The organism is Achromobacter veterisilvae (assembly GCF_037619525.1).
Lineage (GTDB): Bacteria > Pseudomonadota > Gammaproteobacteria > Burkholderiales > Burkholderiaceae_B > Achromobacter > Achromobacter veterisilvae.
Window position 1 is genome coordinate 2,621,363 of sequence record NZ_CP148753.1, and the last position, 17,985, is coordinate 2,639,347.

The following is a 17,985-nucleotide window of genomic DNA, read 5'->3' on the forward strand; positions in this document are numbered from 1 at the left end:
GGCCTACATGCGAATGTAGGCCCTTTGAGCAGGTTTGGCTGCTGGCGATTACTCGCGGTTGCCGCCGAAAATGCCCAGCAGCATCAGCAGGTTCGAGAAGACGTTGTAGACGTCCAGGTAGATGGCCAGCGTGGCGGACACGTAGTTGGTTTCGCCGCCGTTGACCACGCGCTGCAGGTCGACCAGCATGAACGCCGAGAAGATGACGATGGCCATGACCGAGATGGTCAGCATCAGCGCCGGCAGTTGCAGGAAGATGTTGGCCAGGGCCGCCACAATGATGACGACCGCGCCGATGAACAGGAATTTCTGCATTCCCGAGAGATCGCGCTTGATGGTCGTGGCCAGCGTGGCCATCGTGCCGAACACGACCGCGGTGCCGCCGAAGGCCGTCATGACGAGCTGCGAGCCGTTGCTCATGCCCATGACGAAGCCGAGCAGGCGCGACAGCATGACGCCCATGAAGAAGGTGAAGGCCAGCAGCAGCACGACGCCCAGCGAATTGTTCTTGTTCTTTTCGATGGCGAACATCATGCCGAACGCGCCCACCAGGAACACGATCGCGGACAGGCCGGGGCTGGCGCCCATGACGCGGTTGACGCCCGTGTACAGGCCCACGGCGGCGCCCAGCACGGTGGGGATTAGCGAGAGCGCCAGGAGCCAATAGGTGTTGCGCAGGACTTTGTTGCGCGCGACCTCGCCCGGCGCGCCGGCCATCGCGCCGGAACGGTTAAAAGGGGACGGACGATATTCGTTCATGGAGAACTCCTGTGTGCGGCAGAGTAATGGTTGCCCAGTAGGCTTAGAGGGGAAGGATACCTTACAGTTCCCTGAAGAATCCAGTTTTTGCCAAGAATTAGACCAGAGGCCGGGCCGAGGTTCCAGAGGGGTCAACCCGGCCTTACGTCCCGCAGCACGCGGGCGACGATGTCCGGCAGCTCCGCGTCCATGCGGGCCTGGATCCGCTCGACGGCGTCGGCCAGGGCCTCCCGCATGAGCTGCTCCACCTCGGCTTGCAGGCGGGCGCTCAGGACGGCCGTGTCGGGTGGCGCCGCGCCGGCGGGCTCCGCCACTTCGGTCAGCACCGGAAACGCATCTTCAGGGTACTCCGGCCCGGCGCCGCCGGCCAGTTCCGTCAGTACCGGCGCCTGCGCGCCGCCGCCGGCAGAAGGGACGTGGAGCACGGGCTCGGCCCGCTGGGTCAGGGTGGGGATGCCGGGGTCGTTGAGGCGAGAGGGCATGGGAATTCCCGAAAGTCGAGATGGCGCGGCGGGCGGGGGCGCGCCAGCGCCGGTGAGGCGATCAGCCGTCCGGCTGCTGGCGGCTGAGGTCGTGGCTGTGCGGCGTATGGCCGGCGCCCTGGTAGACGCGCCAGCGCTGGCGCGCGGCCTGCTTGTCCTCGGGATCGTCGGAGACGATTTCCAGCAGGCGCTCGAAGGCGTCGAACCCGGGCGGGCAGTCGTTGTCCAGGTTCAGCAGCCAGGAGGGCGGGGGCTGCCCGCCCTGGCTTGCCGCCGCCGCGGCCTGCTGCGGATCCCCCGCGGTCAGCACCACCGGCGTTTCAGCCGCCAGCGGGTCGTTGGCCAGCACGTGCGGCACGAAGGACGTATCGTCGAACGCCCACAGCATGCGGTCGAACGCGGCCAGGCGGCTGCCGTCCTTACAGTACACCACCAGCCGCTGGCCCGCCAGGTAGCGCTTGCGCACGACCTGGCAGGCCATGCGCAAGCGGTCGGGCGCGCCGAAGGCGAAATCGATGCGCGTCATGCCGGATACCGTTCCAGGTAGGTCAAGCCTGGTCCAGCAGGTACTGCATCAGCAGCGGCACGGGGCGGCCGGTGGCGCCCTTGTCCTTGCCGCCGCGCCAGGCCGTGCCCGCGATGTCCAGGTGGGCCCAGGGATAGGCCGTGGCGAAGCGCGACAGGAAGCAGGCCGCCGTCACCGCGCCGGCCGGAGGGCCGCCGATGTTGGCGAGGTCGGCGAAGTTGGACTTGAGCTGTTCCTGGTAGGCGTCGTCCATGGGCATGCGCCAGGCGGTGTCCAGCGATGCGCGGCCGGCGGCGGCCAGCGCGTCGGCCAGGGCGTCGTTCTTGGAGAACAGGCCGCTGTTGACGTTGCCCAGGGCGACCACGCAAGCGCCGGTCAGGGTGGCGATGTCGATGACGGCGGACGGCTTGAAGCGTTCGGCGTAGGTCAGGGCGTCGCACAGGACCAGGCGGCCTTCGGCATCCGTGTTCAGGATTTCGATGGTCAGGCCGGCCATGCTGGTGACGACGTCGCCCGGCTTGTTGGCCTTGCCGCTGGGCAGGTTCTCGCAAGCGGGGATCAGGCCGACCACGTCCAGCGGGAGCTCCAGTTCGGCCAGGGCGCGGAACGAGCCCAGCACGCTGGCGGCGCCGCACATGTCGTACTTCATTTCGTCCATGGTGGCGGCGGGCTTGAGCGAGATGCCGCCGGCATCGAAGGTGATGCCCTTGCCGACCAGCACGATGGGGCCCGGCGCGGCCTTCGCGCCTTTCTTGGCGGCCTTGTTGCCGGCGTGGCGCAGCACGATGAAGCGCAGCGCTTCGTCGGAGCCGCGGGCGACGGACAGGAACGAGCCCATGCCCAGCGCCTCGACCTGCTTCCTGTCCAGCACTTCGACCTTCAGCGACTTGAACTCGCGCGCCAGGCGCTTGGCCGTTTCGCCCAGGTAGGCGGGCGTGCAGATATTGCCCGGCAGGTTGCCCAGCGTGCGGGTCAGGTCCATGCCGTTGGCGATGGCGCCGCCTTCGCGCAGGCCCTTCTGGGCCTGGGCGGCGTCGGCGCGTTCGACGACCTGGACGATCTTCTTGAGCTTGGGGCGGGCGTCGCGGTCGGGTTTGCCGAAGCTGGCGTCGTAGTGATAGGCGGCGTTGCCGGCCGCGATGGCCGCGCTGCGCGCGCGGGCGACGATGGCGACGTCGGCGATGGGGTTGGCGGCCAGCGTGGACACGCCTTCGGCGAGCTGGGCGGCCACGCAGGCCGAGGCGAAGGCCTGCTCGGCGGAGGCGTGGGCGCGGGCCGAATATTCTTCCTGCTTGCCCAGGCCCACCAGCACCACGCGCTGCGCGGTCACGCCGGGCAGGTTGCGCAGCGTCAGGGTGGAGCCGGCGCGGCCGCGGAACTCGGCCTTGACCACCGAGCGCACCGCGCCGTTGGAGGCGCGGTCGATGAGGTCGGCGGCGGGGCTCAACACGCCTTCCGCATACACCCCGACGGCCAGGGCGGCGGTTTTGACTTGGTGCAGGGAAGCGGTGGTCTGTGTGCTAAATTCCATGAGGGTTTCCCGTGTGCGTCTGTGTATGATGCGGTCGATTATCCCGCATATTCTCCCATGTCTCTATTTAAACGCTCCGTCGTCAGCGAGATCATCAGTCACGCTGGCGTTGTCTTTTCCACGTTGCTCGTCGTGTGGCTCAGCGTGTTGCTCGTGCGCTTGCTCGGCGAAGCCGCGGGAGGCAGCATCGGAGCCGACGTGGTGCTGGTGCTGGCCGCGCTGTCGACCATCACCGCCTTGCCGACCATCCTGGCGGTCTCCGTCTTCATCGCGGTCCTGACCACCGTCACGCGCAACTACCGCGAATCCGAAATGGTGGTGTGGTTCGCCAGCGGCCTGTCCCTGGCGGATTGGCTCAAGCCCGTGCTGCGCGTCGCCGTTCCCGTGGCACTGGCCGTGGCGGGGCTGACGCTGGTGGCGGCCCCCTGGGCCTACCGCCAGATCGGCGAATACCACGAACGTTTCGAACAGCGCTCGGACCTGTCCAAGGTCACGGCCGGGCAATTCGCGGAATCGTCCGGCGGCAACCGCGTGTTCTTCGCGGAAGACCCCCTCGAACCCAGCGACGAACTGGGCAACGTGTTCGCGCGCGAAATCGGGCCCGAATGGCTGAGCGTGCTGACCGCCAGCAGGGCGCACAGCGAAACGCTGCCCAACGGCGACCGCTTCCTGGTGCTGGGCGAAGGCCACCGCTACGACCTGAAGCCGGGCACGCCCGAGATCCGGCTGGTGCATTTCGACAAGTACGGGCTGCGCCTGGAAAGCAAGGCGGGCGGCGATCCGGTGGCCGAGGCCCGCGCCGCCGCGGAGCGGTCCTCCAAGGCGCGCGCCACCATGCAACTGATGGAGGACAACACCGACAGCAGTTGGTCGCAGGTGATGTGGCGGATCTCGCTGCCGCTGGCCGCGCTGAACCTGGCGCTGCTGGCGATCCCGCTGGGCGCGGTGAACCCGCGCCTGGGGCGTTCGGGCGATTTGCTCATCGCCGGCCTGGTGGGCCTGCTGTATATGAACCTCATCAACCTGTCGCGCGCCTGGATCTCCAGCGGCAAGCTCAGCTTCGGCGTGGGCGTGTGGGCCATCCACGGGGCGGTGGCCATGTTGACCGTCTTCCTGCTGATGCGGCGCCTGCGGGTGAAGGCGCCCAAGAACAGCGCGTAGCGGTTCCGGGCCGCCCTGGGGCGGCCCGCGGCGGTCACGGCAGGTACTTCATCGCGCCGCGCCTGCCGGCCAGCAGGTCGGCGTTCTTCAGCACCGACTTGCGGATGAACTCCCACAGGACCGTCACGCGCTTGAGCTTGCGCAGGTCTTCATGGCAGTACATCCAGAACGAACGCGTGATCTCCACTTCGTTTTCCAGCACGGGCGTGAGCCGCGGGTCCTGCGCGGCGATGAAGCAGGGCAGGATCGCCAGCGACTGGCCTTGCAACGCGGCGTGGTACTGCGCGACCACGCTGGTGCTGCGCAGCACCACCTTGCTGGCGGGCAGCAGGTCTTCCAGGTAGCGCAGGCGCTCGCTGAACAGCAGCTCGTCCACGTAGCCGATGAAGGTATGGTCGGCCAGGTCCGCGCGCGACGCGATCGGCGGGTGGCGGGCGAGGTAGCCGGGCGTGCCGTACAGGCGCAGCGTGTAGTCGCACAGCTTGCTGCATACATAGGGGCCGCGCTGGGGCCGTTCGATGGTGATGGCCAGGTCGGCCTCGCGCTTGGACAGGCTGACGAAGCGCGGCACCGGCAGAATGTCCAGCGTGATGTGCGGATAGCGCCGCTGGAAATCGGCGGCCAGGGGCGTCAGCACGTAGCTGCCGAAGCCCTCGGTGGCGCCGATGCGCAGGTGGCCCGATAGCGCCTGGCCGATGCCCGACAGGTTCTCGCGGGCGGAATGCACCGTGCTTTCCATCTGTTCCGCGTGGACGAAGAGGCGCTGGCCGTCTTCCGTCAGCATGAATCCGGCGCTGCGCGACTTCTCGAACAGCAGCGTCTCCAGCTCGGCTTCCAGCGCGCGGATGCGCCGCGACACCGTCGTGTGTTCCACCCCGAGCTTGCGCGCGGCCGCGCTGACCCGCTGCGTACGGGCCACTTCGAGGAAATACCGCAGGCTGTCCCAGTCAAGCACGATCCGGCGCTCCAGGCCCCCGCGGCTCGGTGCGCGGCGGGCCAGAAATTCTATTGGTTATTTTTGCACAAGGAATGTGCATTTCTGGTGTTGCTCGTTGATTTTCACACATCTACACTGGGTTGGCAGACCCTGGGGCGATGTTCCGGGGGACCGCAGGCCGCAAAGACGGCGCCATAACGCATAAAACTCAGGAGACAAATCCATGAAATTGCACGCACGCGGGCTGGCCGTAGGTTTGTGTCTGGGCGCCGCCCTGGTTGCCCAGGCGCACGCGGCGGACAAGCCGCCAGTGAAGATCGGCATTCTGACGGACATGTCGGGCACCTATGCCGGCATGGGGGGCGCGGGTTCGGTGGCGGCGGCGCAGTTGGCGATCGACGACTGCCTGGCCGCGGAGTGCAAGGGGATGAAGATCGACCTGGTGTCCGCGGACAACCAGAACAAGGCGGACGTGGGCGCGGCCAAGGCGCGCGAATGGTTCGACCGCGACGGCGTCACCGCCATCGCCGACCTGACCAACTCCGCCGTGGCCCTGGCGGTGCAGGGGATCGCCCGCGAAAAGAACAAGGTCGTGATGTTCTCCGGCCCGGCCACGACGGCGCTGACCAACAAGGAATGCTCGCCCGTCGGCTTCCACTGGATGTTCGACACCTATTCGCAGTCCGCCGGCGGTGCCAAGGCCACGGTGAGGGCGGGCGGCAAGTCCTGGTACTTCATCACCGTGGACTACGCCTTCGGCCACTCGCTGGAAGCCGACACGGCCAAGGCCGTGCAAGCGCTGGGCGGCACCGTGGCCGGCAGCGTGCGCCATCCCCTGAACGCGCCCGACTTCGCGTCCTACCTCCTGCAAGCGCAGGCCTCCAAGGCCCAGGTCGTGGCGCTGGCCAACGGCGGCCAGGACACGGTCAACGCGGTCAAGCAGGCGCGCGAATTCGGTATCGTGGCCGGCGGCCAGCGCCTGGTGTCGCTCCTGATCTTCCTGTCGGACCTGCGCGCGCTGGGCCTCGAAAGCGCCCAGGGCCTGTCCTACGTGGACGGCTTCTACTGGGACTACGACGACGCCACGCGCCAGTGGTCCACGCGCTTCGAGAAAGCCTTCCGCGGCCTGAAACCCACCATGACGCAGGCCGGCGTGTACTCCAGCGTGCGGCACTACCTGCGCTCGGTCGCCGCTTCCGGCAGCACCGACGGCAAGGTGGTGGCCGACAAGATGCGCGCGCTGCCCATCGAGGATCCCATCATGCGCAACGCTTCCATCCGTCCCGATGGCCGCGTGATCCACGACATGTACCTGTATGAAGTGAAAAAGCCGTCCGAGTCCAAGGGCGGCTGGGACTATTCCAAGCTGGTGGCCACCATTCCGGCCGCCGAAGCCTTCCAGCCGTTGGCGGATTCGAGCTGCCCGCTGGTCAAGAAGTAAACCCGGGGGCGCCGGCAGGCCATTGCCGCCGGCGCCCCAATATCCATGTACGCGGATTCCATCCGCATCGACCATGCAGTGTGAGGAGCATCAAATGAGTGAAGTCCCGCGCGTTCCGCTATTGATCGGCGGCAAGCTAGTGCAGTCCAAAACCACCGAATGGCGAGACGTGATCAATCCCGCCACCCAGGAGGTCGTCGCCAAGGTTCCCTTCGCCACCCGCGAAGAACTGGACCTGGCCGTCTCCAACGCCAAGGAGGCCTTCCAGACCTGGCGCAACAGCGGGCAGGGCATGCGGATGCGCGTCATGCTGAAGTTCCAGGAGCTGCTGCGCGCCAATACCGGCAAGCTGGCCGAGATGATCACCCGCGAGCACGGCAAGACCCTGCCGGACGCCGAGGGCGAGGTCGGCCGCGGCCTGGAAGTGGTCGAGCACGCCTGCTCGATCGCCAACCTGCAATTGGGCGAATACGCCGAAAACGCCGCGTCGGGCATCGACGTCTATACGCTGATCCAGCCGCTGGGCGTGTGCGCGGGTATCACCGCGTTCAACTTCCCCGTGATGCTGCCCTGCTTCATGTTCCCGATCGCCGTGGCTTGCGGCAATACCTTCGTGCTCAAGCCCTCCGAACAGGATCCGACGGCCTCGCTGTTCCTGGCGCAGCTTGCGCTGGAAGCCGGCCTGCCGCCGGGCGTGCTGAACGTCGTGCACGGCGGTCCGGAAACCGCCAACGGCCTGTGCGAACACCCCGACATCAAGGCCGTGTCGTTCATCGGCTCGACCCGCGTGGGCACCGAGATCTACAACCGCGCGTCGGCCGCGGGCAAGCGCTGCCAGTCCATGATGGGCGCCAAGAACCACTGCGTGGTCCTGCCGGACGCCGATCCCGAAGTCGCCCTGAACCAACTGCTGGGCGCCGCCTTCGGCGCGGCCGGCCAGCGTTGCATGGCCTCGTCGGTGGCCGTGCTGGTCGGCGACGCGCGCAATTGGCTGCCCGACTTCGTCGAGCGCGCGAAGAAGCTCAAGGTCAATTCCGGCACCGACCGCGCGGCCGACCTGGGCCCGCTGGTTTCGCCCAATGCCAAGAAGCGCGTCGAGAGCCTGATCCAGAAAGGCGTGGACGAGGGCGCCAAGCTGCTGCTGGACGGCCGCAACCTGCAAGTGCCGGGCTTCGAGCAGGGCAACTTCGTGGGCCCGACGATCTTCGACGGCGTCAGCGAAAACATGACCATCTACACCGAAGAGATCTTCGGCCCGGTCCTGTGCGTGGTGGGCGCCGAAACGCTGGAGGACGCGGTGGCGTTCATCAACCGCAACCCCAACGGCAACGGCGTTGCGCTGTTCACCCAGGACGGCGGCGCGGCCCGCTACTTCCAGAACAATATCGACGTGGGCCAGGTGGGCATCAACGTGCCGATTCCGGTGCCGGTGGCCTGGTTCAGCTTCACCGGTTCGCGCGGCTCCAAGCTGGGCGACCTGGGGCCCAACGGCAAGCAGGCGGTGCAGTTCTGGACGCAGACCAAGACGGTCACCGCGCGCTGGTCGGCCCATGCCAAGAGCGTGAATACCACGATTACGATGCGCTGAAAGGGGGACGTCTTGCACCTAAGCTTATACAAATAAGTCATATAACAAGGCGTCCTTATTACTTATAATTGGTCCGTCTATCAGGGGCCAATTCATGAACCTGCAGCAATTTCGTTTCGTGCGGGAAACCATCCGGCGCGACTTCAATCTGACCGAAGCCGCCCGGATGCTCTACACCTCCCAACCGGGGGTATCCAAGGCGATCATCGAGTTCGAAGACGAACTGGGCATCAAGATCTTCGAACGGCATGGAAAACGCATCAAGGGGCTGACCAAGCCGGGCCTGGCGGTATCGCAGGTCATCGACCGCATCATGCGCGAAGTGGACAACCTCAAGAAGGTCAGCGACGAGTTCGCGCGCCGCGACGAGGGCGGGCTGGTGATCGCTTGCACGCACACCCAGGCGCGCTACCTGCTGCCGCGGGTCATTCCCGCGTTCCGCAAGCAATTCCCCAAGGTGCACCTGTCGCTGGCCGAAGGCAGCCCCGCGCAACTGGCGGAAATGGTGCTGCACGAACAGGCCGACCTGGCGCTGGCGACGGAATCGCTGGCGCTCACGCCCGGCCTTGCGACGCTGCCGGTCTATGCCTGGGAGCACACCGTGGTGGTGCGTCCGGACCATCCGCTGGCCGAACTGACTTCCAGCGCAGCCAAGCGGCTGTCGCTGGCGCAACTGGCCGAATTCCCCATCGTGACCTATGACCGCGCCTTCACCGGACGCAGCACCATAGACGAGATCTTCGCGAACCAGGGCATCCATCCGGACATCGTGCTGGAAGCCATCGACGCCGACGTGATCAAGACCTACGTCGACGTGGGCCTGGGCATCGGCATCATCGCCGGCGTGGCCTACGATCCGCGGCGCGACTCGAACCTGGTGGGGCTGCCCGTGGGCCATCTGTTCGGCACGCATACGACCCGCGTGGGCGTGAAGGCGGGCGTGTTCCTGCGAGACTACGTCTACACCTTCCTGGAAATGCTGGCGCCGTCCCTCACCCGGGCCGTGGTGACGGAAGCCGTGCAGGGCACGTCCAAGTAGCCCCGCGGACTTCCCGCATGCGAACCAGCGCGGCGCCTTCGGGCGCCGTTTTTTTTTCCGGCGGCGCGAGATCTCGCTATCCCTCTACGCAGGCTCATAAAAATAATTAAATAAGAACTGATCTCATTTAAGTTGACTAAACAATAGGAATCATTATCATTACACCTAGTCTCAACGACCCAGTGAGGTTCATCATGACGGCAGGACTCAGTGCAGTGGTAGTGGGGGCCGACCGCCTCGGCAACATTCCCGACCTTCTCAAAGGACACAATATTTCGATCACGCACCACATCAGCGGACGTGATCCTTCGCATCAAAAGAAGACGCTGCAACTGCCTTCGGGCACCCAGTTGGTCATCCTGCTGACCGACTTCCTGGGCCACAACGTCATGAAGACCTTCCGCAACGCGGCGCAGCGCGGCGGCATCCGGGTCGTGGCTTGTCGGCGTTCGGTATGCAGCATGCAGCAGGCCTTGCAGCAATGCGGCCTGTGCTCGCGCGCGGGCACGGTGCACTAAGCAGCGGCCGCCGCCTGCCGCGGCCGGACAAGAAAACTGGGGAGGCCGAAACGGCCTGCGGCCTATAGGCCGCGAAGAGAAACGAAAACGCCGCCGGACTGGAAAGTCCGGCGGCGTTTTGCTTGTCTTGTACGAAGAGCCGGGCGCGGGGGATCAGTTGGCCGCGCGGGCGGAGGCCATCAGGCTGTTGTCCAGGCGGCGCGCGCCGTTGTAGCGCTTGGCCCAGTAGGTCATGGCCATGCTTTCGACGCGGACCACGCCGCCGGCGCTGGGCGAGTGCACGAAGCGGTCGTCGCCCAGGTAGATGCCGACGTGCGAATAGCGGCGGCCCAGCGTATTGAAGAAGACCAGGTCGCCGGCCTTCAGTTCGTTCTTGTTGACGGCGATGCCCTGTTGCGCCATGTCGGCGGCATTGCGCGGCAGTTTCAGGCCCAGCGAGCGTTCGACCGTGTAGCTGACCAGCCCGCTGCAATCGAATCCGGTATCGGGGGAAGTGCCGCCGAAGCGGTAGCGGATGCCCAGGTAGTTCAGGGCTTCGCTGACCATGGCGTTGTCGCTGTTCACGCCCGTGTGGGCCTGCTGGCGTTCGCGCTTGAACTTATGCACCACCAGCATGCCGATGGGGTCATCGGCGGTGGCGACCCACTCCATTTCGTAGGGGTCGATCTCCGACGTATAGGCGGTTGACTTTTGGTTCGTACCGGCACAACCTGCCAGACCCGCCACGCACGCCACCAGCGCCAGCAAACGCAGACCGCGAGTTGCCTGGCCAGTGGATGAATTCTGTCGCGCGCGTGTGGAGTGTCGATGCATTCGCCAGGGGATGATTTGCGGATAACGGCAAAAAACACGGGATGCGCCGTGAATCTGGCCGAGATGTCAGCAAAATCAACATTTTTGTACAACTTCGCGGGGATTCTACCAAACTTTCAAGACCGGTTCGTTACGTTACCGGCTTAAATGTCCATGCAGCGTGGACGCCTGGTGGAACTTTTTGACTTGCGGCAAGCCTCGTGCAAGGTTCGCCTACCAAAATGACCGAAAGATCCAAGAAGAAAGCAATCAGCCTTAAGGCTTACGAACGATAACAGGAGACATAAATGCAAAAAACCCGGGATTTCCATTACCGCTCGGTGCACGATCGCGATGCATTCTGGCGGGAAGAGGCCGGCCGCATTCATTGGGAGACGCCGTTCGAGTCTGTGCTGGATTTCTCCCGGCCGCCGTTCGCCAAATGGTTCACGGGCGGCCGGACCAACCTCTGCTACAACGCCGTCGACCGCTGGCTGCCGACCCAGGCCGACGCGCCGGCCCTGATCTGGGTGTCCACCGAGGTGGACCGCGAGCGCGTCTATACCCGCCAGGACGTCTTCGAAGAGGTCAATGCCGCCGCCGCCATGCTCAAGGAACTGGGAGTGGGACGGGGCGACCGCGTGCTGCTCTACATGCCGATGGTGCCGGAGGCGGTGTTCACGATGCTGGCCTGCGCCCGGATCGGGGCGGTGCATTCCGTCGTGTTCGGCGGTTTCGCCTCGGTCAACCTGGCCCAGCGCATCGACGACGCCGCGCCCAAGGTCGTCGTCTGCACCGACGGCGGGTCGCGCGCCGGCAAGGTCGTGCCCTACAAGCCGCTGCTGGACCGGGCGCTGGCCCTGGCCAAGACGCCGCCGGCCTCGGTCGTGGTGTTCGACCGCGGCCTGGCCCCGTTCGAGCCCGTGGCGGGGCGCGACCTGGACTACGCGACCCTGCGCGAACGCCACCGCGGCGCCCGGGTGCCGGTCGAATGGCTGGAATCGTCCGAACCGAGCTACATCCTCTATACCTCCGGCACCACCGGCCGGCCCAAGGGCGTGCAGCGCGACACGGGCGGCTACGCCGTGGCGCTGGCCTCGTCCATGGAATACATCTTCAACGGGAAGGCGGGCGATACGTTCTTCTGCACCAGCGACATCGGCTGGGTGGTGGGCCATTCCTATATCGTCTACGGCCCCTTGATCGGCGGGCAGGCCACGGTGCTGTACGAAGGCACGCCGGTGCGGCCCGATGGAGCGATCCTGTGGAAGCTGGTGGAACAGTTCGAGGTCAACACGCTGTTTTCGGCGCCGACCGCGGTGCGCGTGCTCAAGCGCCAGGATCCGGCCTTGCTCAAGCAGCACGACCTGTCGTCGCTGCGCGCGGTGTACCTGGCGGGCGAGCCCCTGGACGAGCCGACGGCGCAATGGATTTCCAGCGGCCTGGGCAAACCCATCATCGACAATTACTGGCAGACGGAATCGGGCTGGCCGATCCTCTCGGCCCAGCCGGGCGTGGAGCAAGTGCCCACCCGCTACGGCAGCCCGTCCTTTCCCGTGTACGGCTTCGACGCGCGCATCGTCAGCGAATCCACCGGCGAGGACCTGGGCCCCGGCCAGAAGGGCGTGGTGGCCATCGTGCCGCCGCTGCCGCCGGGGGCGATGTCCACCATCTGGGGCGACGACGAACGCTTCGTGCAGACCTACTTCACGTCCATCCCCGGGCGCCAGGTGTATTCCACGTTCGACTGGGGCCTGGTGGACGATGACGGCTACTGGTTCATTCTGGGTCGCACGGACGATGTGATCAACGTGGCGGGCCACCGGCTGGGCACGCGCGAGATCGAGGAATCCGTCAACAGCCATGCCCTCATCGCCGAATGCGCGGTGGTGGGTGTGGCGGACGCGCTCAAGGGGCAGGTGGCCATGGCGTTCGCCGTGCTGAAGAATCCCGCCGGCGCCGAAACGCCGGAGGGGGCAAAACAACTGGAAGGCGATATCATGCGGCTGGTGGAAGATCAGCTCGGAGCGGTGGCCAGGCCCGCCCGGATCCGGTTCGTGGGCGCGTTGCCCAAGACCCGTTCCGGCAAGGTGCTGCGCCGCGCGATCGTCGCGGTATGCGAAGGACGCGATCCCGGGGACCTGACGACCATCGAAGACCCAACCGCCCTGGAACAGATCAAGGAGTCGCTGCAATGAATACCAAACCCGTGCTGAGCGCCGAAGACGTCAAGAAAGTCCTGGCCGCGGCCGAAGCACACGCCCTGCAGAACAAGTGGGCCGTCACCATCGCCGTGGTCGACGATGGCGGCCACCTGCTGGGCATGCTGCGCCTGGACGATGCCGCCCCGATCTCGGCGCACATCGCTCCCGCGAAGGCCAAGACCGCCGCGCTGGGCCGCCGCGAGTCGCGCGTCTATGAAGAAATGATCAACAACGGCCGCTACTCGTTCCTGTCGGCCCCGCTGATCGACGGCCTGCTGGAAGGCGGCGTGCCGGTCGTGGCCGGCGGCCACGTGGTGGGCGCGGTCGGCGTGTCGGGCGTGAAGTCGACCGAAGACGTGCAGATCGCGCAAGCAGGCATCGCCGCCCTGGGGCTATGAGCCTGCCGGGGCAGGACGCCGGGGCGGGGGGCGACAGCCCCCTGAATCCGGGCGTGGCCAAACGCGAAGTCTGGGCCTGGGCCATGTACGACTTCGCCAATTCCGGCTACACCACCGTGATCCTCACGGCGGTGTTCAGCACCTATTTCGTCGGCGTGGTGGGCGGGCGCGCCCCGTGGGCCACGCTGGCCTGGACCGCGGCCCTGTCGCTGTCCTATCTGCTCATCATGCTGACCATGCCCAGCCTGGGCGCCCGCGCGGACGCGCGCGCGGGCAAGCGCCGCCTGCTCTACACGAGCACGGTGGGCTGCGTCGCCGCCACCCTGGTGCTGACCCAGGCGGGGCCCGGCGACGTCTGGCTGGCGCTGGCCGCCATCGTCATCTCCAATTACTGCTATTGCGTGGGCGAATCCGTGGTCGCGGCCTTCCTGCCCGAACTCGCCAAGCCCGCCGCGCTGGGGCGGGTGTCGGGGTGGGGCTGGAGCTTCGGCTATTGCGGCGGCATGCTCACCCTGGGCCTGTCGCTGGTCGTCGTGACGCTGGCGGAGGCGCGCGGGGCGACGGCCGAGCATTTCGTGCCCTGGGTCATCGTCGTCACCTGCTCGGTGTTCGCGCTGGCGGCGCTGCCGTCGTTCTTCCTGTTGCGTGAACGCGCGAAGCCGCAGGCCGGCCAGCCCGAGGCGCTGCACATGTTCAAGCGCCTGGCCTATGCCTGGCGCGAAACCGGGCAGCACTTTCCGGAATTCCGCCGGCTGCTCATGTGCATCGCCTGCTACCAGGCCGGGATTTCGGTGGTGATCACGCTGGCGGCCGTGTACGCCTCGGAAGTCATGGGCTTCACCACGCCCCAGATCATGCTGCTGGTGTTCACCGTGAACATCGGCGCGGCGGCGGGGGCGTTCTCGTTCGGCTACGTGCAGGACCGCATCGGGCACAAGCCCGCGCTGGCCATGACGCTGGTCGGCTGGATCGCGATGGTGCTGGTGGCCTACGCCGCCGTCACGGCGCCGGTGTTCTGGGTGGCCGCCACGCTGGCCGGGCTGTGCATGGGCACCACCCAGAGCGCGGGCCGGGCCATGACCGGCGCGCTCGCGCCCGCGGGCCGGCTGGCCGAGTTCTTTTCGCTCTGGACCTTCTCGGTGCAACTGGCCGCCGTGATCGGCCCGCTGACCTACGGCCTGGTGACGTGGGCCACGCACGGCAACCACCGGCTGGCGATCCTGGTGACCGGCCTGTTCTTCGTGGGCGGCCTCATCCTTTTGTCGCGCGTGGACATGAAGCGCGGCCTGGCCCGGCAGGCGGCGTGAAGCCCGCGGCTCGCGGAAGCGGGGCCGCGGCTGCTATCCTTACGGTCTGCCCAGCGGCGCCGCTTTCGCTACGCGGCGCCGGCGCGCAGTTTGCTTGTGCATGCCGCCAGCTCGATGCCTTCCGGCCTGTCTCGCCCGAGACCGGCATTGCCGAAGCTCCGCGCTCCTGCGCCATTGCGGGCTCCGGCCCGCATTTTGCGTAAGGTGCCCGTAAGAGCGTGGCGATACGGTTGCAGGTGGGTAATAAAAAAGCGGCATAAACAACAGAATCACCGATTGGAGACAAAGATCATGTCGAACGCTATTGAGTCCGTCTTGGTGGAAACCCGCGTTTTTCCGCCGCCCGAGCGCGCGGCGCGGGGCGCCGCCATTCCCAGCATGGAAGCCTATAACGCGCTGTGCGCGCAGGTCGAGAACGATTTCGACGGATTCTGGGCCGGGCAGGCCCGCGACAATCTGCAGTGGACCAAGCCGTTCACGCAGGTCCTCGACGAATCCGACGCTCCGTTCTACCGCTGGTTCGGCGACGGCGAACTGAACGTCTCGGCCAACTGCCTGGACGTGCACCTGACCAATGGCAACGCCGACAAGACCGCCATCGTCTTCGAATCCGACGACGGCAAGGTCGACAAGGTCACCTATCGCGAACTGCTGGCCCGCGTGTGCCGCTTCGCCAACGGCATCGCCGCGCTGGGCTACAAGAAGGGCGACCGCGCCATCATCTACATGCCGATGTCGATCGAAGCCGTGGTCGCCATGCAGGCCTGCGCGCGCCTGGGCGTGACGCACTCGGTGGTGTTCGGCGGCTTCTCGGCCAAGAGCCTGCAAGAGCGCATCATGGACGTGGGCGCCTCGCTGGTCATCACCGCCGACGAGCAGGTGCGCGGCGGCAAGACCATTCCGTTGAAGCCCGCGGTCGAAGAGGCCTTCACGATGGGCGGCTGCGAGGGCGTCTCCAAGGTCATCGTGTACCGCCGCACCGGTGGCAAGGTGCAGTGGAACGAAGGCCGCGACCTCTGGATGCACGACGTGGAAGCCGGCCAGGCCGACACCTGCGAGCCCGTGCCGGTCAACGCCGAGCACCCGCTGTTCATCCTCTACACCTCCGGCTCCACCGGCAAGCCCAAGGGCGTGCAGCATTCGTCGGCGGGCTACCTGCTGTGGGCGCTGCTGACGGTGAAGTGGACCTTCGACGCCCGCAAGGACGACGTGTACTGGTGCACGGCCGACGTGGGCTGGGTCACCGGCCACACCTACATCACCTACGGCCCGCTGGCGGCCGGCCTGACGCAGGTGGTGTTCGAAGGCGTGCCGACCTACCCGAACGCCGGCCGCTTCTGGGACATGATCGCCCGCCACAAGGTCACCACGTTCTACACCGCGCCCACCGCGATCCGTTCGCTGATCAAGGCGGCCGAGGCCTCGCCCGAAGCGCATCCGAAGAACTACGACCTGGACAGCCTGCGCATCATCGGCACGGTGGGCGAGCCCATCAACCCCGAAGCCTGGATGTGGTATCACAAGAACGTGGGCCGCGAGCGCTGCCCCATCGTGGATACGTGGTGGCAGACCGAGACCGGCGGCCACATGATCACCCCGCTGCCGGGCGCCACGCCGACCAAGCCGGGTTCGTGCACCTTGCCCCTGCCGGGCATCGCGGCGGCCATCGTCGACGAGACCGGCGCCGACGTCGAACAGGGCAATGGCGGCTTCCTGGTGATCAAGCGGCCGTGGCCCGCGATGATCCGCAACATCTGGGGCGACCCGGAGCGTTTCAAGAAAAGCTATTTCCCGCCCGAACTGCGCGGCTATTACCTGGCCGGCGACGGCGCGCAGCGCGACGCGGACGGCTATTTCTGGATCATGGGCCGCATCGACGACGTGCTGAACGTGTCGGGCCACCGCCTGGGCACGATGGAAGTCGAGTCGGCGCTGGTGGCTCACGAAATGGTGGCCGAAGCCGCGGTGGTGGGTCGTCCGGACGACACGACCGGCGAGGCCGTGGTGGCCTTCGTGGTCCTCAAGCGGACGCGTCCGGAAGGCGACGAGGCCCAGGCCATCGCCAAGACGCTGCGCGACTGGGTGGCCAAGGAAATCGGCCCCATCGCCAAGCCCAAGGACATCCGCTTCGGCGACAACCTGCCCAAGACGCGCTCGGGCAAGATCATGCGCCGCCTGCTGCGCGTGGTCGCCAAGGGCGAGGAAGTCACGCAGGACGTCTCCACGCTGGAAAACCCCGCCATCCTGGAACAGTTGTCCAAGCCCCTGTGAGCGCGTCCGGCCGCCGCCTGGCGGCCGCCCCGCGCGCAACAGGCGCATAATGTCAGGCGCCCGGCGCCGGCAATCCGCCGGCGCCGGGCGCTTTTTCTTTTTCCATTTCCGCACCTCCACGGAGCCATAGACGTGAGCCGCAGCAGTTTCGATCGGGCGGGGCTAGCCCTGATGTTCAGCACCATCCTGGTCTGGGCGGGTAGCTGGATCGCGATGAAACTGGTCGTGTCCTACATCGGCCCGTTCGATTTCGTGGCGCTGCGCTACGTGGCGGGCAGCCTGGTGCTGTTCGCGCTGGCGATCGCGACCCGCCGCCCGCTGGCCATGCCGCCGTGGAAGCTGACCCTGCTGATCGGCCTGACGCAGACGGCCGGCTTCCAGGGCTTCGTGCAGACGGCGCTGGTGACGGGCGGGGTGGGCAAGGTCTCGCTCATGGCCTACACCATGCCGTTCTGGGTGATCCTGTTCGCGTGGGGGCTGCTGCGCGAACGGCCTACCGCGAGGCATGGGCTGGGCATCGGCCTGGCGGCCGTCGGGCTGGTCTGTTTCGTGGAGCCCTGGAACGGCCTGGGCGACATCCGCCCGGTGGCGCTGGGGCTGGGCAGCGGCTTGAGCTGGGGCGTGGGCACGGTGTTGTCCAAGCGCATGTTCGAGCGCCATGCGCCGGACGTGATGACCTTCACCGCCTGGCAGATGCTGCTCGGCGGCCTGGCTATGGCGCCGCTGGCCTTCCTGGTGCCGCAGATGCCCGCGCAATGGGGCTGGCAGCTCTGGACGGGCATGGTCTACATCGTGCTGATCGCGACGGCGGCGGGCTGGCTGCTGTGGCTGCAGGTCGTGCGCCGCGTGCCCGCGTCCATCGCCGGCCTGTCGAGCCTGGGCGTGCCGGTCGTGGCCATGCTGTTCGCCTGGGCGCTGTTGTCCGAGCGGCCCACGCCGGCCGAACTGGGCGGCATGGTGCTGATCCTGGCCGGCATCTGGGTGGTGAGCCGGGCCGCGCCCGCGCCGCGCGCCGGCTGAGCGGCTTCCTG

General features: G+C 66.8%; 16 protein-coding genes. 10 read left to right on the forward strand and 6 right to left on the reverse strand.

Annotated elements, in window-relative coordinates:
* Nucleotides 1–48 precede the first annotated feature (48 nt).
* From WHX56_RS12115 to WHX56_RS12130, 4 genes are all read right to left on the reverse strand, one after another.
* The gene (locus WHX56_RS12115; protein ID WP_338881308.1) at nt 49–759 is read right to left on the reverse strand and encodes a Bax inhibitor-1/YccA family protein; all 711 of its coding nucleotides are present in this window, start codon (nt 757–759) and stop codon (nt 49–51) included.
* A 131-nt stretch (nt 760–890) separates the two neighbouring features.
* On the reverse strand, nt 891–1,241 hold the full coding sequence (locus WHX56_RS12120) for a hypothetical protein (protein WP_338881309.1): 351 nt from the start codon (nt 1,239–1,241) through the stop codon (nt 891–893).
* 61 nt (nt 1,242–1,302) lie between these two features.
* On the reverse strand, nt 1,303–1,767 hold the full coding sequence (locus tag WHX56_RS12125) for a DNA polymerase III subunit chi (RefSeq protein ID WP_129241926.1): 465 nt from the start codon (nt 1,765–1,767) through the stop codon (nt 1,303–1,305).
* A 22-nt stretch (nt 1,768–1,789) separates the two neighbouring features.
* Entirely contained in the window at nt 1,790–3,298 is a 1,509-nt protein-coding gene (locus WHX56_RS12130) for a leucyl aminopeptidase (RefSeq protein WP_287754283.1), read from the reverse strand.
* A gap of 57 nt (nt 3,299–3,355) precedes the next feature.
* Here WHX56_RS12130 and lptF point away from each other — a divergent pair, with 57 nt between their 5' ends.
* Nucleotides 3,356–4,459, forward strand: coding sequence for an LPS export ABC transporter permease LptF (lptF, locus tag WHX56_RS12135; RefSeq protein ID WP_129241928.1), 1,104 nt, complete (start codon nt 3,356–3,358; stop codon nt 4,457–4,459).
* Nucleotides 4,460–4,493: 34 nt separating this feature from the next.
* Here the strand turns inward: lptF and WHX56_RS12140 are convergent, their stop codons facing one another.
* A complete protein-coding gene (locus tag WHX56_RS12140; protein WP_338881310.1) occupies nt 4,494–5,414 on the reverse strand; it encodes a LysR family transcriptional regulator in 921 nt (306 codons plus the stop codon).
* 205 nt (nt 5,415–5,619) lie between these two features.
* Here WHX56_RS12140 and WHX56_RS12145 point away from each other — a divergent pair, with 205 nt between their 5' ends.
* The 4 genes from WHX56_RS12145 (at nt 5,620) to WHX56_RS12160 (ending at nt 9,982) form a co-directional block, all read left to right on the forward strand.
* A complete protein-coding gene (locus tag WHX56_RS12145; RefSeq protein WP_129241930.1) occupies nt 5,620–6,837 on the forward strand; it encodes an ABC transporter substrate-binding protein in 1,218 nt (405 codons plus the stop codon).
* 94 nt (nt 6,838–6,931) lie between these two features.
* Nucleotides 6,932–8,425, forward strand: coding sequence for a CoA-acylating methylmalonate-semialdehyde dehydrogenase (locus tag WHX56_RS12150; protein WP_129241931.1), 1,494 nt, complete (start codon nt 6,932–6,934; stop codon nt 8,423–8,425).
* Nucleotides 8,426–8,519: 94 nt separating this feature from the next.
* Nucleotides 8,520–9,464 carry a CysB family HTH-type transcriptional regulator gene (locus WHX56_RS12155; protein WP_129241932.1) on the forward strand — a complete coding sequence of 315 codons (945 nt, stop codon included), beginning with the start codon at nt 8,520–8,522 and terminating at the stop codon, nt 9,462–9,464.
* A 194-nt stretch (nt 9,465–9,658) separates the two neighbouring features.
* Nucleotides 9,659–9,982: a DUF2325 domain-containing protein gene (locus tag WHX56_RS12160; protein WP_039883953.1), complete on the forward strand. Its 324-nt coding sequence runs from the start codon at nt 9,659–9,661 to the stop codon at nt 9,980–9,982.
* 153 nt (nt 9,983–10,135) lie between these two features.
* Here WHX56_RS12160 and WHX56_RS12165 read toward each other — a convergent pair whose 3' ends face one another.
* Complete coding sequence (locus WHX56_RS12165; protein ID WP_338881311.1) at nt 10,136–10,795, reverse strand: C40 family peptidase; 660 nt, start codon at nt 10,793–10,795, stop codon at nt 10,136–10,138.
* A gap of 287 nt (nt 10,796–11,082) precedes the next feature.
* On the opposite strand from WHX56_RS12165, the gene WHX56_RS12170 reads away from it, so the two are divergent.
* The 5 genes from WHX56_RS12170 (at nt 11,083) to WHX56_RS12190 (ending at nt 17,974) form a co-directional block, all read left to right on the forward strand.
* Nucleotides 11,083–12,972, forward strand: coding sequence for a propionate--CoA ligase (locus WHX56_RS12170; RefSeq protein WP_338881312.1), 1,890 nt, complete (start codon nt 11,083–11,085; stop codon nt 12,970–12,972).
* A complete protein-coding gene (locus tag WHX56_RS12175; protein ID WP_129241934.1) occupies nt 12,969–13,376 on the forward strand; it encodes a heme-binding protein in 408 nt (135 codons plus the stop codon). Before WHX56_RS12170 ends, WHX56_RS12175 begins: the two co-directional genes overlap by 4 nt.
* Nucleotides 13,373–14,683: an MFS transporter gene (locus WHX56_RS12180; protein WP_287751798.1), complete on the forward strand. Its 1,311-nt coding sequence runs from the start codon at nt 13,373–13,375 to the stop codon at nt 14,681–14,683. The genes WHX56_RS12175 and WHX56_RS12180 overlap by 4 nt, the downstream gene beginning before the upstream one ends.
* 291 nt (nt 14,684–14,974) lie before the next feature.
* Nucleotides 14,975–16,954 (forward strand): acetate--CoA ligase, encoded by a 1,980-nt coding sequence (gene acs, locus WHX56_RS12185; protein ID WP_129241936.1) that lies wholly within the window; start codon nt 14,975–14,977, stop codon nt 16,952–16,954.
* Between the two features lie 132 nt (nt 16,955–17,086).
* Entirely contained in the window at nt 17,087–17,974 is an 888-nt protein-coding gene (locus WHX56_RS12190; RefSeq protein WP_338881313.1) for a DMT family transporter, read from the forward strand.
* The last annotated feature ends 11 nt before the right edge of the window (nt 17,975–17,985 follow it).

Excerpts from the sequence above, each read along its gene's own strand:
- WHX56_RS12150 (WP_129241931.1), top strand. The coding sequence starts at position 6,932 with ATGAGTGAAGTCCCGCGCGTTCCGCTATTGATCGGCGGCAAGCTAGTG.
- WHX56_RS12120 (WP_338881309.1), bottom strand. The coding sequence starts at position 1,241 with ATGCCCTCTCGCCTCAACGACCCCGGCATCCCCACCCTGACCCAGCGG.
- WHX56_RS12165 (WP_338881311.1), bottom strand. The coding sequence starts at position 10,795 with ATGCATCGACACTCCACACGCGCGCGACAGAATTCATCCACTGGCCAG.
- WHX56_RS12175 (WP_129241934.1), top strand. The coding sequence starts at position 12,969 with ATGAATACCAAACCCGTGCTGAGCGCCGAAGACGTCAAGAAAGTCCTG.
- WHX56_RS12115 (WP_338881308.1), bottom strand. The coding sequence starts at position 759 with ATGAACGAATATCGTCCGTCCCCTTTTAACCGTTCCGGCGCGATGGCC.
- WHX56_RS12170 (WP_338881312.1), top strand. The coding sequence starts at position 11,083 with ATGCAAAAAACCCGGGATTTCCATTACCGCTCGGTGCACGATCGCGAT.
- WHX56_RS12180 (WP_287751798.1), top strand. The coding sequence starts at position 13,373 with ATGAGCCTGCCGGGGCAGGACGCCGGGGCGGGGGGCGACAGCCCCCTG.
- acs (WP_129241936.1), top strand. The coding sequence starts at position 14,975 with ATGTCGAACGCTATTGAGTCCGTCTTGGTGGAAACCCGCGTTTTTCCG.
- WHX56_RS12160 (WP_039883953.1), top strand. The coding sequence starts at position 9,659 with ATGACGGCAGGACTCAGTGCAGTGGTAGTGGGGGCCGACCGCCTCGGC.
- WHX56_RS12125 (WP_129241926.1), bottom strand. The coding sequence starts at position 1,767 with ATGACGCGCATCGATTTCGCCTTCGGCGCGCCCGACCGCTTGCGCATG.
- WHX56_RS12155 (WP_129241932.1), top strand. The coding sequence starts at position 8,520 with ATGAACCTGCAGCAATTTCGTTTCGTGCGGGAAACCATCCGGCGCGAC.
- WHX56_RS12145 (WP_129241930.1), top strand. The coding sequence starts at position 5,620 with ATGAAATTGCACGCACGCGGGCTGGCCGTAGGTTTGTGTCTGGGCGCC.
- lptF (WP_129241928.1), top strand. The coding sequence starts at position 3,356 with ATGTCTCTATTTAAACGCTCCGTCGTCAGCGAGATCATCAGTCACGCT.
- WHX56_RS12130 (WP_287754283.1), bottom strand. The coding sequence starts at position 3,298 with ATGGAATTTAGCACACAGACCACCGCTTCCCTGCACCAAGTCAAAACC.